Source organism: Pseudomonas sp. GW823-FHT06B06, from assembly GCF_058795195.1.
Window position 1 is genome coordinate 107,798 of the sequence record NZ_JBXAHO010000012.1, and the last position, 13,903, is coordinate 121,700.

Genomic DNA, 13,903 nt, shown 5'->3' on the forward strand with positions numbered 1-13,903 from the left:
GATGGGCAGCTTACCCACAATCTACAAAGTCGGAGATGGACGACCGGCTTTGTCATCACCAATCAAGATCTTTGTGCTTGCGGGAATTAACAACCTCCGCTTTGGCTTCGTCGGAGGTAACACGAGAGCCGCAGGCGCGTCGTCGCTTTTTGCCTTCCATGCGCATGATTTGTAGCGGACTGGGCCGCACCTCCTCCAACAACGAACTCAGGCGCTCCAACTCGCCGAGGGCGCGCAAAACGGCGATCAGATTGATCAAGGTGCCTTTGCCTTGATTGAGCATCAGGTGCAGAGTCTGCCGGCTGATCGCCGCGTTCTCCGCTACCGTCTCAACGCTGATGTTCTTCTTCAACCGCAGCTTTTGAAGGTGTGCCCCTACTGTGGCGGCGAGCATTTGATCCGATTGAATATAAAGTCGCATAGCGTCTATTTTCCTAGGCATTAACTGGCTAAAAAGCACTTTACGTCAGGAATTCTAGACAGCACAGAGAAAAACTTTCATATTCTCGCCGCTTCTGCTGAATCCCCAGACCACGGCGACATAAATGAACTGTATTCCGAGGATCATCGGCTAGGCCATGCAAGGCTTTACATGGACAGTGAATGACGGCTTCTGGTCGTTTTCTGCGCGTCATAAGAGGCAGAAACCGATCCATAGCTGCCTCTCCCAGAGGGCTGAGCTCTCGACCAAGCGTACGCAGCCTGCACTTTTCCTTTTAGGCAGCATTTATCCTAGAGATTTTGTTGAGTCACCAAAAAAAATCTTAATTTTTGGTGATTTTTCCAACATTTTCTTTATTTTGCGGGGTGACATGCACTCAATTATCCTCGTTTCTCAGGTTTGGCAGCTATATACATAGGGCTGTAGAAAAAATCCCAAGAGGGCGAAATGTGAGCGATCGACAGCCGTCCCAAAGCCCCCGTAAATACAGGCTGACCTTCCATTTTTGTTACGCGACAGTAATTAACGCAGTCGACGCGCGGTACAACATTCGCGGCTACATGCTGGCGGAACTGGTGAAGTTGTGCCTGAAGAACCGAGCCAGGATCCTATGCAGCCAACGTGCCTTTTATGAACGCCACGTTCAGATGGAGGCTCTCACGTACCTAGAATGTTTCACAGCTAAGCTTTTATTTGGTCCGGGCGGACGACTGTGCCCACATGAGTATCACTACGTAGCCAGCGATGAGTCTCTATTAAGGGCAAATACCTAAGTGGCCTTTTGTGGCGGATTCGGTCTATAGCGATGGGGCGCAAATCGACCCAAAGCTGACTGTCACTGGGGGTTGTTTATCACTTCAGGAGGTGCCAAGCGCCGTTGGGCGCTTGGCGCATGATTCGTCATCTTACGAATCTGCCCCCTCATCGGACGGACGAATGTAATAGCGCGCAATATCAGGTGAATAGTGCCCGGTATGGATCCTGGCAGGAGTTCCTGCCATAGCAGCATGTACAGCAACGGATAACCGAACGCTATGGATAGACGTTCGGGTACCCTCTATCTGAGCAGCGACCAGCCAAGAATGAAATATTTTACGCAATTCTTTATCAGTCATATGTGCTTTGGGGGCATTTTTTGAAGGGAACAGATAGTCACCCACGGAGAGCCCAGCCCCTCGGATGTATTGAGCTAAGGCCCCTGCGGGAGCAATTGATTTGACTTTTTCCCCCTGTGTGCGGGTTTTTTGAGCTAGCCAAGAGATTGAAGTGTACGGAGAGTTGAGGCGGGCGACCTTGGCCTCAACGATTTCGATCGAACGCATTCCGGACAGTAGGAGCGCAAACAAGGCCCCATCACGAAAACTATCTTTTTGTTGTATAACTCGCTTCAAGGACACCAACTCTTCTGGGCTCATCACGCGTGTAGATTTCGAGCGCTGGGTGCAATGGATATGTGGTCCTGACGAACCAACCTCTTGTCCGTTCTCTTTCTCAAGTGGACGGACATCAAGCTCCGGTTCCGAGAAGGGGGGCAGAGTCCTCAGCGATGGCGTCTCTAGTTGCCGCGTTCGCTGCGTGTGACTTGATCCTCTAAAAACTTGAAAGTCTTGCAAGGGCAACAACATCACTAGCGAGTCTAAAGCGCTCGGGTCGAGGCGGATAGAGCACTCCGTTCGAAGGTACTCTAAAATGGAAGTATTTATGCCGTGCCTCACCTCCGCCAAGGTAGGCGCAATGGTATTCAGCGGACAGCTTTTTGAGCTCTTCACAACATCATTGAAATTACGATAGCCGAGTCCGCGAGATAAAATCTCACGCGCCGCAGAGAGCTTCAAAGGTGAGCTACTAGGCCAATTACGTTTAATTTTTTTTGCTATGGGTTTGAAACCCAGGTTGTTGGCTAGGTCGGCTGGATAAATTGGAACACGCATGGCAGTTCTCCAATGCGTCAGGGTGTCGGCTGCCCGCTGACTATCGTCGAAGAGCATGCGAAAAGAGGGGGGGGAGCTACCTGATGGTGACCACCTTAGCGAGCCGACCGCACGATCCAGGAAAACCGCACCTATCACGCTAGCACTTAACAGCGGCCTGTCCAACCGTTAATTAGATTTCACGAGTACCTGCGTTTTGTCGTGCGACTCCAGGCGACAACTGAATATCACGACGTCTATTTGGCAATGCGACAAATCTACAAATCATAAATGTTTGCATGACGCGGCCATCGATTATCACTAAAACACCAAGCTAAAGCCGCCATCCCATAGAGGATGAGTGTACGATTTTTGGCCGTTATCCGCCTGTCGCGACCGACTGAAAACGACTCAGGCTGTGTGAAAACGCACCGATTCCGTCTGCTGGTTTCGCAGGCAACACCCGTAGCTCTCAGCTTTCGAAGTGTTCAGTGCGTTTTCACACAGCCTGGGTCGTTTTCTGCCTCTCATGAAAGGGCGAAATCGACCGAAAGCGTACAAGCTTGCGCCTTCAATCCACAAACCTCACCATGCAGCAGGCCGCCTTGGGTCGATATGGACAAGAATGACTTGGATGTCCACATGAAACCGCTGTCCATATGGATTTCTTTGAGAAGCGCTCAAGGCCCGATGCAGCAAGGCTTAGAAGTAGTGTCCATCACTCAGTAGCATTCGACTGCACCGAGTATTACGGTAGGGAGAACCTAGCGAAAGATTCGAGTGGTTCAAGGTCGATCACGCAGTAAACAATGTGCTCAATCAACAAAGTGGGTTGATCCTACCTAAGTCAACTTTAGTAAACGCAAGACTGGATAATGGCTGAGCACTCACCAGACATTTGGCCAGACTGCTGGCGCCATCGGCGCGTCAGTCTGGATCAGGCCTTTTTCATCCCCACCCGCCGCCGCATCTCGGCCGTGATTGTCTGCCGGGTCTTCTTCATGTCTGCCCAAGGTCCGTCGCCTACTTCCACCAGGCGTTCGTGAACATTGTGGATGTCCCACTGGTTACCGCCCTTGAGCTCGGAAATCTCCTCACGGTAGATCGGCACCGACACTGGCAGTCCTTCGCGGGTACGCGCGGCGTAGGCGCAGATGGTGGTCGCGCCCAAGCCGTTGCGCAGGTAATCGATGAAGATCCGCCCCACCCGGTTCTTCGGCCCCGACACCGCGGAAAAACGCTCCGGCAGCATCTTGGCCATGTGGCTGACAATGGCGTGGCTGAAGTCCTTGACCTCCTCCCAACCGAGCTTGCGGGTCAGTGGCACCACCAAGTGAATACCCTTGCCGCCGCTGGTCTTGAGGAACGCCTTGAGTCCCAGCTCATCGAGCACCGTCAGGGTCAACTGGGTGGCCTCGACCATACGCTTCCACGGCAGCGCCGGGTCGGGGTCGAGGTCGAGGATGAAGCGGTCAGGTTTGTCGAGGTTGTCCGTGGTGGCGTTCCAGGTGTGCAGCTCGACGGTACTCATCTGCACCGCACCGATCAGCGCCTCGGCGTTGTTGATGAGCATCATCGGCTGGCCCGTAAGTTGCTGGTCCAGGGTGGCGATACCGGGGATCGCCAGGCGCTCGGCGTTTTTCTGGAAAAACAGTTCCCCTGCGATGCCGTCCGGCGCACGCACCAGCGCCACGGGCCGGTCCTTAAGCTGCGGCAGGATCCACTCGGCGACGCTGGCGTAGTACTGCGCCAACTGCACTTTGGTGGTACCACTGCTGGCATCGATCACACGGTCCGGGTGGGTGATACGCACCTTGCCTTGGTCCAGGCCGATTTGCGACGGCGCAGGTTCGGCTTTCTTCTTCGCGGCGGAAGGTTTGGCCGCAGCGGTTTTTTTCGCAGGGACGGTTTTCACGGCAGTCGCACGCTCCTCGGTGATGTCTTTGGCAGGTTTGTCATCCCGCAGGCCATGGAACACCGCATGGCGCACCGAACCGTCCTTGGTCATTTCGGCAAAGGCCACTTCCGCCAGCAGGCGCGGTTTGAGCCAATGCACAGCCTTGAACTCGGCACCGCAGGGCGGGTTGACCACCGCGGGTTTCTTCGTCTGCAGGGGTTTGAGTCGTTGATGAATGCTGTTGAGGGTCGCCGCGGTAAACCCGGTGCCGACCTTGCCGGCGTAGCGCAACTCACCGCTGTCTCGGTTATGCAGCCCCAAAAGCAACGCACCGAAGGCATTGCGTGACCCTTTAGGGTCGGTGAAGCCGACGATGACGAACTCTTGTCGATGCTTACATTTGAGCTTGATCCAGTCACTGCTGCGCCGGGAGACGTAGGGCGATCCCAGGCGTTTGCCGATCAGGCCTTCCATCTGCATTTGGCAGGCGCTGTTGAGCAAGGCCTCCGGGTCTTCACTGAAGGCCTCGGAGAAGCGCAGCAGCGGGTCATTGCTGGTCCTGAGCACCGTCGAAAGCGCAGCCCGGCGTTCCTCGACGGGCACCTCGCGCAGGTCCACGCCATTGAGGTAGGGCAAATCGAACAGATAGTAGAGAATATTGCCACTGCGGCCGGCCTCGAAGGCGTTTTGCAAGGACTGGAAATCCGGTACGCCGTGTTCGTCGGCTACCACGATTTCACCGTCAAGCCAAGCCGATTCCAGGCCTAGGGACACCAGCGCCTTGGCCTGGCCGGGCAACTTGTGGGTCCAGTCATGGCCGTTTCGTGTAAAGAGTCGAACCTTTCCATTTTCTATCCTAGCGAGCATCCGAAACCCATCGAGCTTGCACTCATAGCTCCATTGACCGCCCGGGGCCTTTTCCACCAAGGTCGCCAGTTCCGGTTTGATCTTGTCTGGTAACTCGGCCTTGCGCGCGCCGGTGAGTGGTGCGGACTGTTCTTTGCGTGCTGGCGCCGTGGGCTGCTTGATGACCTTGGCTTTGGCTGCCCTAGGTGCCTTGGCTGTTTTGGCGACGATGGTCCGTTCGCTAATCACGCTGTCGGGCTCGGCGGCAACCACGTCGTAATCGTTTTCAGGTCGAGCGGCACCGTCCTGATGCTTGATTAGAAACCATTGCTCCTGCTTGCCCGGCATGTGCGTGCGAACCAGGCTCCACAGGCCGACGAGCTTCTCGCCTTGCAGTTCAAACTTGAGCCGGCCATTGGCATAGGCCTCGACCGGGTCGCCCTGGGGAATCCACATGCCACGATCCCAGACGATGACATCGCCCGCACCGTAGTGCCCTTCGGGGATGCTTCCCTCGAAGGTGGCGTAATCCAGCGGATGGTCTTCGACATGCACCGCCAGGCGCTTATTCTTGGGGTCCAGCGACGGACCTTTGGGTACCGCCCAGCTCTTGAGCGCACCATCTAACTCCAAGCGGAAGTCGTAATGCAGGCGCGAAGCATCGTGCTTCTGGATGCAAAACTGCAAGGCGTGTGCTTTTTCCTTGCGTTTGCCTTTCGCAGATTTGGCGACGCCGGCAGGTTCGGGGCTCTCTTCGAAGTTACGCATACTGTTGTATTTTTCGAGTTGCTTTTCCATGATGCCCTCCCCAAAGTGCAGATAACATCGACCTGCTGTTGTCTTGAGACCTCGAATAGGTGTGAGAAGGTTCACTTGGTTCGCCGCGCTGGACGTCTACTGAATTGATGGCACTTCAGGCCACGGCTACGGGTCCGAATTCACCAAATCTGCGCTAATCTGGAAGAGCAATTGCTAGTCAAGCAGAGTGCAAATTTGCTCAAATCAGCGCGGTGACAAGGACAATGAGGATTGCAGTCGCAACCAGTGAAGCCTGTCCGCCCTGTCGCCTCATTCCAAACGCAACATGTTGAAATTCACTCCGGTGAGTTTTGGTGAAGGGCATTGAACCGAAACGCAACAAAGGATTTTTTTCAATCGCAACACCACTAACATCGGCCTAGCAAAATAAGACACCTGAAACGCAACACTTGAGGTGGTGCCTATTTGTGCTTGACTTCATAACTCCACTGTCCGCCCGGGGCCTTTTCCACCAGCGTCGCCAGCTCCGGCTTGATCTGGTCAGGCAGTTCGGCCTTGCGCGCGCCTGTGAGTGGCGCGGATTGTTCTTTGCGTGCAGGCGACGCGGGCTGCTTGATGGACTTGGCTTTGGTGGCCTTGGATGCTTTGGGTGTCTTGGGTGTCTTGGCGACGAGAGTCCGTTCGCTGAGCACGCTGTCGGGTTCGGCGACCACCACGTCGTAATCACTTTCCGGCCGGGCGGCACCGTCCTGATGCTTGATTAGAAACCATTGCTCCTGCTTGCCCGGCATGTGCGTGCGAACCAGGTTCCACAGGCCGGCGAGCTTCTCACCTTGCAGTTCGAACTTGAGCCGGCCTTTGGCATAGGCCTCGACCGGGTCGTCCTGGGGAATCCACACGCCACGGTCCCAGACGATGACATCGCCGGCACCGTAATGGCCTTCGGGGATGCTACCTTCAAAGGTGGCGTAATCCAGCGGATGGTCTTCGACATGCACCGCCAGGCGCTTGACCTTGGGGTCCAGCGACGGACCTTTGGGTACCGCCCAGCTCTTGAGCGCACCATCTAACTCCAAGCGGAAGTCGTAATGCAGGCGCGAAGCATCGTGCTTCTGGATGCAGAACTGCAAGGCATGTGCTTTACCCTTACGTTTGCCTTTCGCAGATTTGGCGACGCCGGCAGGTTCGGGGCTCTCTTCGAAGTTACGCATACTGTTGTATTTTTCGAGTTGCTTATCCATGGTGCCCTCCCCAAAGTGCAAACAACATCGACCTGCTGTTGTCTTGAGACATCGAATAGGTGTGAGAAGGTTCACTTAGTGCGCCGCGCTGGCCGAAAGCTGCTGAGTTGATGGCACTGCAGGCCCCGGATACGATTACCTCTCCGTAGTGCCCCTCAGGAATGGTTCCCTCAACGTCGAATACTCGAAGGGATGGTCCTCGACGTGAACGGATAGCCGTTGAACTGTCGGATCGAGGCAAGGCCCTTTTGGAATCGCCCAGCTTATGAGCGTACCTTCGAGCTCTAATCTGAAGTCGTAATGGAGCCGGGAAGCATCGTGATTCTGAATGCAGAACTTCAGTACGTACGCTTTACCCTTACGTTTGCCTTTCGCAGATTTGGCGACGCCGGCAGGTTCGGGGTTCTCTTCGAAGTCCCGCATGTTGTTGTACTTTTCAAGTTGCTTTTCTATGGTGCCTTCCATGAGAGTAAAAACAAAATCAGCACTCTGTTGTCTTGAGACCCCTACTATGTGAGGGAAGGTTCAACCGGTAGGCCAGACCGGCGAGGAGGGTCCATTTAGATAATGGTCGCGTCCACAGCAGAGCTTCTCCCTTGAGCAGTCATGCATCAGTTCAGGAGTGAAGTAGTTCGTTGAAAAAATTAGCGATACACCAGGCTCAAATGAGCCATATGGCACAGGTGCCGCTCGGTGTGAATGCCTTGACAACAGGCCACGATCAGCATGTTGGCTTCAGTCAATCCTCGGATATAGCCCATGGATAAACTCGGTGTTCGCCCGTTTTCTTATCTAAATCAAAAAAGGCTTTGCGCGCTCACGCAGAAATTAGAGCCAGTTTCCTCGCTCATTCGTGAGTGCAGCAAATCTCGTTTTGTGAAGGTCTCTCATGGGTACGCATCTGCAAGGCCCCCCAATGGCTGTTTCGTCGACTGGCTCTTCCCCTAGCCTTGGAGAAATTTGAGCAAGGTCGAGATCCCTGAGCCTACGGAGTGCTCTGGTATAAGGCTCGATGATTGACAGTGACCTTCAGCCTGCCACAAATTATGGCAGCAACTGCGGGGGGCCGGGGCGATTCTGCGACGGCACGCTGTCGCTGATCCGCCTGACCTTATCCAACCGCCAACCGACGCTAGATAATGGTTTATTTACCTACGCTGGTGCCTTGGGTGGCGAATACCTGAGTTTCAACTCAGCCTGAGGCTACTGGGTGAGCGCCTGGATCGGAAGCATCGGCTACCTTTTAATTTTTGCTCGCTGCGCTGAGTTACTGATTGCCGCTGTTTTTGGTGAAGGAACAACGTAGCGGCGTTCGCCGGTGCATCGATAGTGCTTTGGTGTTTGCACTTGGATGATCCTCAGGGGCATACGCATCGGCGAAGGTGCAGTACCAGACGCTACGCACAAAGCATTCGATACTGCTGAAGCTTTCCATAGTAGTCACTAGAAACTTTTAGTTTACACAGCCCATTGAAATTACTGCTTACCTACCCTTCGATGATCATTAGAAAATAAAATGAAGTCATTAGTTTATAAATCGAACAAGCAGGCCCGCCGCTTCTGACGTGCGGATGCAAGGGATAACTACTACGCCCCTGAACTGCTTTATGGGGCAGAACAAATCCTGCTGGAGCATGAAGTCACGCGACTTTCTTGACCTTCTGCCACCAGCGGCGTTTGTTCTCGGGAGTGGCTTGGAAGCCGCAAAGCCAACGTTCATAGTTTTCTTCTTTCGGGAGCAAGTCCTCCTGATGGGCCTGCGTAAGGTCAACAGACGCAATGCCTGGTGCTTCCCCGCCAAATTTTTTCTTGTGCTTTTCGGCAATCAGCGCCCCATAGGCTTGTAAGTCTTCACACAACTTAAGGCCGAAGAATATGGCGTCATCGGTGAATGTAACCATCGCCCCGAGGAAGCCCCATACTACTTCCCGTACAACCATAATGCCCGCTATCCGGTCCGATTGCTCACTGAGCATCCCGCGCTTCCTGGTTCGGCGGATCAATGCGCCCAATATTCCCCAGTACCAACGCTCGTCCGGCAAACAGGCCGCCCGATGTTTCCAAGGCAAAACGTTCGGCATCGCGTTTGCGCACTTCGTCGATCACCTCGTTGGCTTCGTGCTCCGACGCCCCGAGAGTCACCACGGCCTGACGGCCGAGCAACAGGGCCGACTCAAAGGTTTCCCGCACTATGTAGTCGGCGTCGTGTTTGACCAATTCCAGCGCATGTTCGCGGTCAAAAGCGCGCACCACCAATTTCACCTGCGGGCAGTAGTGCCGCGTACTTTCGACAATGCGTGTCGCAGCTTTTTTATCGTCCACACAAATAATGATGGCGCGGGCGTGATGGGCACCGGCAGCGTGCAGTATTTCATGACGGGCGCCATCGCCGTAATAGACCTTGAAACCATAGGGTGTCACGGCGCGGATGACCTCCGGATTAATATCGATGATAGAAATTTTCGCTCCCTGAGCGAGCGGCGCCTGGCAGGCAATCTGCCCCACTCGGCCAAAACCGATGATGAGTACATTGCATTGCAGATTGTGTGCGGCTTCCACACCATCCATGGAAACCGTCTGCGCGCGAGCGAACCGTTTGTACAGCAATAAAGTCACCGGTGTAAGCGCCATGGAGAGCACCACGATCGCCGTCATGTTGGCGTTGACTTCAGGACTGATGACCCTGAGCTTGAGCGCTTCGGCAAACAGCACAAAAGCAAATTCGCCCCCCTGCGCCATCAGCACGGCGCGATCCAGCGCGTCGTCATGACCGCTTTTCGCCAGACGCGCGACCCCATAAATACACAGTGCCTTGGCCACCATCAGCGCCAGCACACCAGAGGCGATGAGCCTCCACGCCTGGACCACCGCCTGCAGATCCAACGACATGCCGACGCCGAGGAAAAACAGCCCCAGCAGCAGGCCTCGAAACGGTTCTATGTCGGCCTCCAACTGGTGGCGGAATGTGGATTCCGACAGCAGCACACCGGCAACGAAAGCCCCCATAGCCATTGAAAGGCCGCCAATTTCCATCAGCAGCGCTGCGCCCAACACCACCAGCAGCGCAGCGGCAGTCATTACCTCGCGCGCTTTGGCATGGGCCAATACTCGAAACAGGGGATCGAGCAGCCACAATCCGATGGCCACCAATGCACCCAGGGACAGGCCTGCGGTACCTATGCGTTGCCAAAGGGGGGATGTGGGTTCATGCACCCACTCAGTGGGCGCCAGAAATGCGACCGCCGCCAGTAACGGCGCGATCATCAGATCCTCAAACAGCAAAATGGACACTATGTGCTGCCCCCTCGGCTCGGTGATGTCACCGCGCTCCGAGAGGACTTGCATAATGATTGCGGTGGATGAAAGTACAAAACCCGCCGCGCTCACAAATGACACCTGCCAAGGGAAACCAAAGGCCATGCCGACAAAAGTGAGCAGAACCGCACAGACCACCACCTGCAGGCTGCCCAGCCCAAAGATCTGTCGACGCAGATCCCATAGGTGCGAGGGTTTCATCTCCAGTCCGATCACAAAAAGAAACATCGCCACACCCAGCTCGGCGACATCAACGATGGTGTGGGGATCGTCGATCAGCTGCAGTCCGAAGGGACCAATCATCAGTCCCGCCGCCAGGTAGCCGACCACTGAGCCGAGCCCGATGCGTTTGAGCAGCGGCACTGCCACCACGGCGGCGGCGAGCAACGTGACGACACCCAGTAATTGTCCTGCATTGCCTTCAGCGACCATGGCATTGACCCTCATCCCACATCAGGACCGGTAATGCGACCACGGCCAGGCGTGTTGAGCAGAGTTCTCGGGATCAACAGACCCGCTCCCAGGTGACGCGAGTGTGTTGAGGCTAAGTCCCAGTCTCCGCAGTAGGTGCCAGATCATCTGGCTGGTCTGGCGGACTACTCTTTGCGGAGGTCTTTGGCGCATCCACCTCCACCTTTTTGAAGATCACTTCGCTACGCCCCGTGTCGTAACCCAACTCAACGCTGTCGCCGGCTTCCAGCTTGCCAGCGAGCATTTCCTTCGCAAGCCGCGTTTCGACGGCCTGGCGAATCTGACGTTTCAACTCGCGCGCGCCAAACTCAGGCTGATAGCCAACATCCGCCAGATAATCAATGAGTGAACCATCAATTCTCACAGTGATGTTTTGCGCCGCTGCGGTTCGAATGACCCGATCAAGCTGAATGCTCACAATAGCTCGGATGTTGTCACGGGTAAGGGCATGGAACACGATGATGTCATCAATACGGTTCAGGAATTCGGGACGAAAATGCCCTTTCAAGACGCCCATTAATTCATTACGTAACGCTTTATCCGTAAGGCGTTCATCTTCCGGGCGCTCAAGATTCTCCATGATAATGGGAGAGCCCAGGTTGCTGGTGGCAATGATGATCGTATTGCTGAAGTCCACAACACGACCCTTACCGTCCGTGAGACGCCCATCGTCGAATACCTGCAGCAATACGTTGCTCACATCGGGATGCGCCTTCTCGATCTCGTCGAGCAGAATTACACTGTAGGGCTTGCGACGGACACGCTCTGTCAACTGACCGCCTTCGTCATATCCCACGTAACCGGGTGGTGCACCGATCAACCGGGCAACCGCATGACGCTCCATGTACTCTGACATATCAATACGAATGATCGATTGCTCGTCACCAAACACCGTTTCCGCCAACGCTTTTGCGAGTTCAGTTTTGCCGACGCCCGTAGGGCCAAGAAAGAGAAACGTGGCAATAGGTCTGTTCGCTTGGCCAAGCCCGGCTCGAGACAAACGAACAGCATCGCTGACCGCGAGAACGGCATCCTCCTGCCCGACCAGCCGATCACGCAACGTGTCTTCCATATTCAACAATTTTTGACGCTCTTCCTGCGTAAGCTCGGTCACAGGAATACCAGTGAGACGGGACAGCACCTCGGCAATTGACTCCAGGGTCACCTCAAGGGTTTCGGAACCCGTCTTGCGCTGCCAAGCTTCCGTTTCGTCTTCCAGTTGCGCTTGTTTTTGACCAATGCGTTCTTCGAAGCCTTTAGATTCATCAAAACGTTTACGGGAAGATGCATAATCCTGTTCACGTTTAAGTTGCGTAATTTCGGCTTCCAGCTCCTGAATGCCAGCCGGCCTTGAGGAGGAACTGATTCGAACACGTGCCGCCGCCTGATCGATCAGGTCAATGGCTTTATCCGGCAAAAAACGCGATGTGATGTAACGATCGGACAGCTCAGCTGCCGCCACAAATGCTTCATCGGCGAATGTGACCTGGTGATGAGCCTCAAGCTTATCGCGCAGCCCACGTAGGATAATGATGGTTTGTTCGACGGTGGGCTCGGATATCAGCACGGGCTGAAAACGTCGCTCAAGCGCTGCGTCTTTTTCGATGTGCTTTTGATACTCATTGAGTGTCGTCGCACCGATCAAACTAAGCTCCCCACGTGCCAACGCGGGCTTCAAGACGTTGGCGATGTCCAGGCCACCCTCTTCACCACCCTGCCCCGCGCCAACGATCGTATGTAACTCGTCGATAAACAGGATAAGCTCCGAGCTTTTTGCGGAGACTTCATCAAGCAGTTGCTTGGCTCGTTCCTCGAATTCACCACGATATTTGGAGCCCGCAACCATTGAGTTCAGATTGACTTCAACGAGTCGTCTATCGCGCAAAATCTCAGGGACATCACCCTTGACGATCCGCTGTGCAAGCCCTTCAACGATGGCTGTCTTACCAACGCCGGGTTCACCAATAAGCACTGGATTGTTTTTTCTGCGTCGTGCCAGCACCTCAATGGTATTTTCGATTTCCTGCGCACGTCCTAGTACGGGATCCAGCTTGCCCTCGCGAGCCAAGGAAGTCAGGTCGCGACCGAACTTGTCGAGTGTCGGTGTTCCCGTCGGGGTATCGACTCGCCCATCTTCAGCCCCCTTACCCACCACCTTGACCACCTTCTGCCGCAGGGTTTCAGGTGTTACGCCGTATTTTTTAAGCAAAGCCCCGGCAATACTTTCTGGAACAGAAGCAAGCCCGATCAACAAATGTTCGGGGCCAACGTACGAATGCCCTAAATCACGAGATGCCTGGAACGCAAAATTGAACACTTTCTTCAAGCGCGGAGAAATGGTCATCTGATCGACTGAAACCCCGGCAGTGCCCCTCTGCGCATGTTGATCGATGTAACCTTTGATATCGTCCGCAGAAAGCTTCAGCTCCTTGAGCAAAGCCGCACCAACATCGGTATCCGCCAGCACGTACAACAGATGCTCGGTATCGAGATCGCTGCGGTTCAGCTCATGGGCTTTCTCTCCGGCGCGCTGCAGGATTTCCAGCGTTTGGGAACTGAATGCATCGGTTGCATCGACAGATTCTCGAGGTACTTGCGCAGAGAGCCTGAAGTCATCGCCCCCCTGATCCTTTGCGCCACCCATGCTGTCGAAAAAGCGAGACACCCCCCCGCCCAGCAGAGAGTCGAATGGATTCAACATGCTTTGATGACGTAGGAGTTGACGGTAATCGTGGTCGCAAACGGACATTGTCCTGGCTTGGCCATTTTGCGATACGGTCACGCGCGCAACCGCTGGTCTCGCATTACATATTTCACAGAGAGTAGCCATGATGAGTTGTCTCCAAAGGTGGATAACACGAACTCATTCAGATGGATCTACTTCCCTGTAAACGATGCTCAAGAGGCTGGGACATGAGATCCGCATTACGCTGAGCTTGTACAGGAAGACGATTATGTTGCAGGGAATGGCAGTCACGACAGACGACGCCATCCAATCAAGATAGTCGGTTCTCATCAAAAC

Annotated in this window: 7 protein-coding genes and 2 pseudogenes; 1 reads left to right on the top strand and 8 read right to left on the bottom strand. The window is 54.7% G+C overall.

The window, feature by feature from the left end:
• Positions 1–55 precede the first annotated feature (55 nt).
• From AC1Q8Q_RS13565 to AC1Q8Q_RS13585, 5 genes and pseudogenes are all read right to left on the bottom strand, one after another.
• Positions 56–421 carry an XRE family transcriptional regulator gene (locus AC1Q8Q_RS13565; RefSeq protein WP_492615119.1) on the bottom strand — a complete coding sequence of 122 codons (366 nt, stop codon included), beginning with the start codon at positions 419–421 and terminating at the stop codon, positions 56–58.
• Between the two features lie 926 nt (positions 422–1,347).
• A complete protein-coding gene (locus AC1Q8Q_RS13570; RefSeq protein ID WP_020798286.1) occupies positions 1,348–2,373 on the bottom strand; it encodes a tyrosine-type recombinase/integrase in 1,026 nt (341 codons plus the stop codon).
• Between the two features lie 916 nt (positions 2,374–3,289).
• On the bottom strand, positions 3,290–5,893 hold the full coding sequence (gene ligD / locus AC1Q8Q_RS13575) for a DNA ligase D (RefSeq protein WP_492615120.1): 2,604 nt from the start codon (positions 5,891–5,893) through the stop codon (positions 3,290–3,292).
• A 431-nt stretch (positions 5,894–6,324) separates the two neighbouring features.
• Positions 6,325–7,095 (bottom strand): annotated as a pseudogene (locus AC1Q8Q_RS13580) (DNA polymerase ligase N-terminal domain-containing protein); the annotation flags it as partial.
• Between the two features lie 130 nt (positions 7,096–7,225).
• Positions 7,226–7,560 (bottom strand): annotated as a pseudogene (locus tag AC1Q8Q_RS13585) (DNA polymerase ligase N-terminal domain-containing protein); the annotation flags it as partial.
• A 547-nt stretch (positions 7,561–8,107) separates the two neighbouring features.
• Between AC1Q8Q_RS13585 and AC1Q8Q_RS13590 the strand changes: the two are divergent.
• Positions 8,108–8,296 carry a hypothetical protein gene (locus AC1Q8Q_RS13590; RefSeq protein WP_492615121.1) on the top strand — a complete coding sequence of 63 codons (189 nt, stop codon included), beginning with the start codon at positions 8,108–8,110 and terminating at the stop codon, positions 8,294–8,296.
• 439 nt (positions 8,297–8,735) lie between these two features.
• Here AC1Q8Q_RS13590 and AC1Q8Q_RS13595 read toward each other — a convergent pair whose 3' ends face one another.
• The 3 genes from AC1Q8Q_RS13595 to AC1Q8Q_RS13605 all read right to left on the bottom strand — a co-directional run bounded on the left by AC1Q8Q_RS13595 (position 8,736) and on the right by AC1Q8Q_RS13605 (position 13,714).
• The gene (locus tag AC1Q8Q_RS13595) at positions 8,736–9,071 is read right to left on the bottom strand and encodes a hypothetical protein (protein WP_492615122.1); all 336 of its coding nucleotides are present in this window, start codon (positions 9,069–9,071) and stop codon (positions 8,736–8,738) included.
• The gene (locus AC1Q8Q_RS13600) at positions 9,061–10,842 is read right to left on the bottom strand and encodes a monovalent cation:proton antiporter-2 (CPA2) family protein (RefSeq protein WP_492615123.1); all 1,782 of its coding nucleotides are present in this window, start codon (positions 10,840–10,842) and stop codon (positions 9,061–9,063) included. The genes AC1Q8Q_RS13595 and AC1Q8Q_RS13600 overlap by 11 nt, the downstream gene beginning before the upstream one ends.
• 112 nt (positions 10,843–10,954) lie before the next feature.
• Positions 10,955–13,714 (bottom strand): ATP-dependent Clp protease ATP-binding subunit, encoded by a 2,760-nt coding sequence (locus AC1Q8Q_RS13605; protein WP_492615162.1) that lies wholly within the window; start codon positions 13,712–13,714, stop codon positions 10,955–10,957.
• Between the last annotated feature and the right edge of the window lie 189 nt (positions 13,715–13,903).

Coding starts and splice junctions, on each gene's coding strand:
- AC1Q8Q_RS13565 (WP_492615119.1), bottom strand. CDS start 421: ATGCGACTTTATATTCAATCGGATCAAATGCTCGCCGCCACAGTAGGG.
- AC1Q8Q_RS13570 (WP_020798286.1), bottom strand. CDS start 2,373: ATGCGTGTTCCAATTTATCCAGCCGACCTAGCCAACAACCTGGGTTTC.
- ligD (WP_492615120.1), bottom strand. CDS start 5,893: ATGGAAAAGCAACTCGAAAAATACAACAGTATGCGTAACTTCGAAGAG.
- AC1Q8Q_RS13590 (WP_492615121.1), top strand. CDS start 8,108: ATGATTGACAGTGACCTTCAGCCTGCCACAAATTATGGCAGCAACTGC.
- AC1Q8Q_RS13595 (WP_492615122.1), bottom strand. CDS start 9,071: ATGCTCAGTGAGCAATCGGACCGGATAGCGGGCATTATGGTTGTACGG.
- AC1Q8Q_RS13600 (WP_492615123.1), bottom strand. CDS start 10,842: ATGGTCGCTGAAGGCAATGCAGGACAATTACTGGGTGTCGTCACGTTG.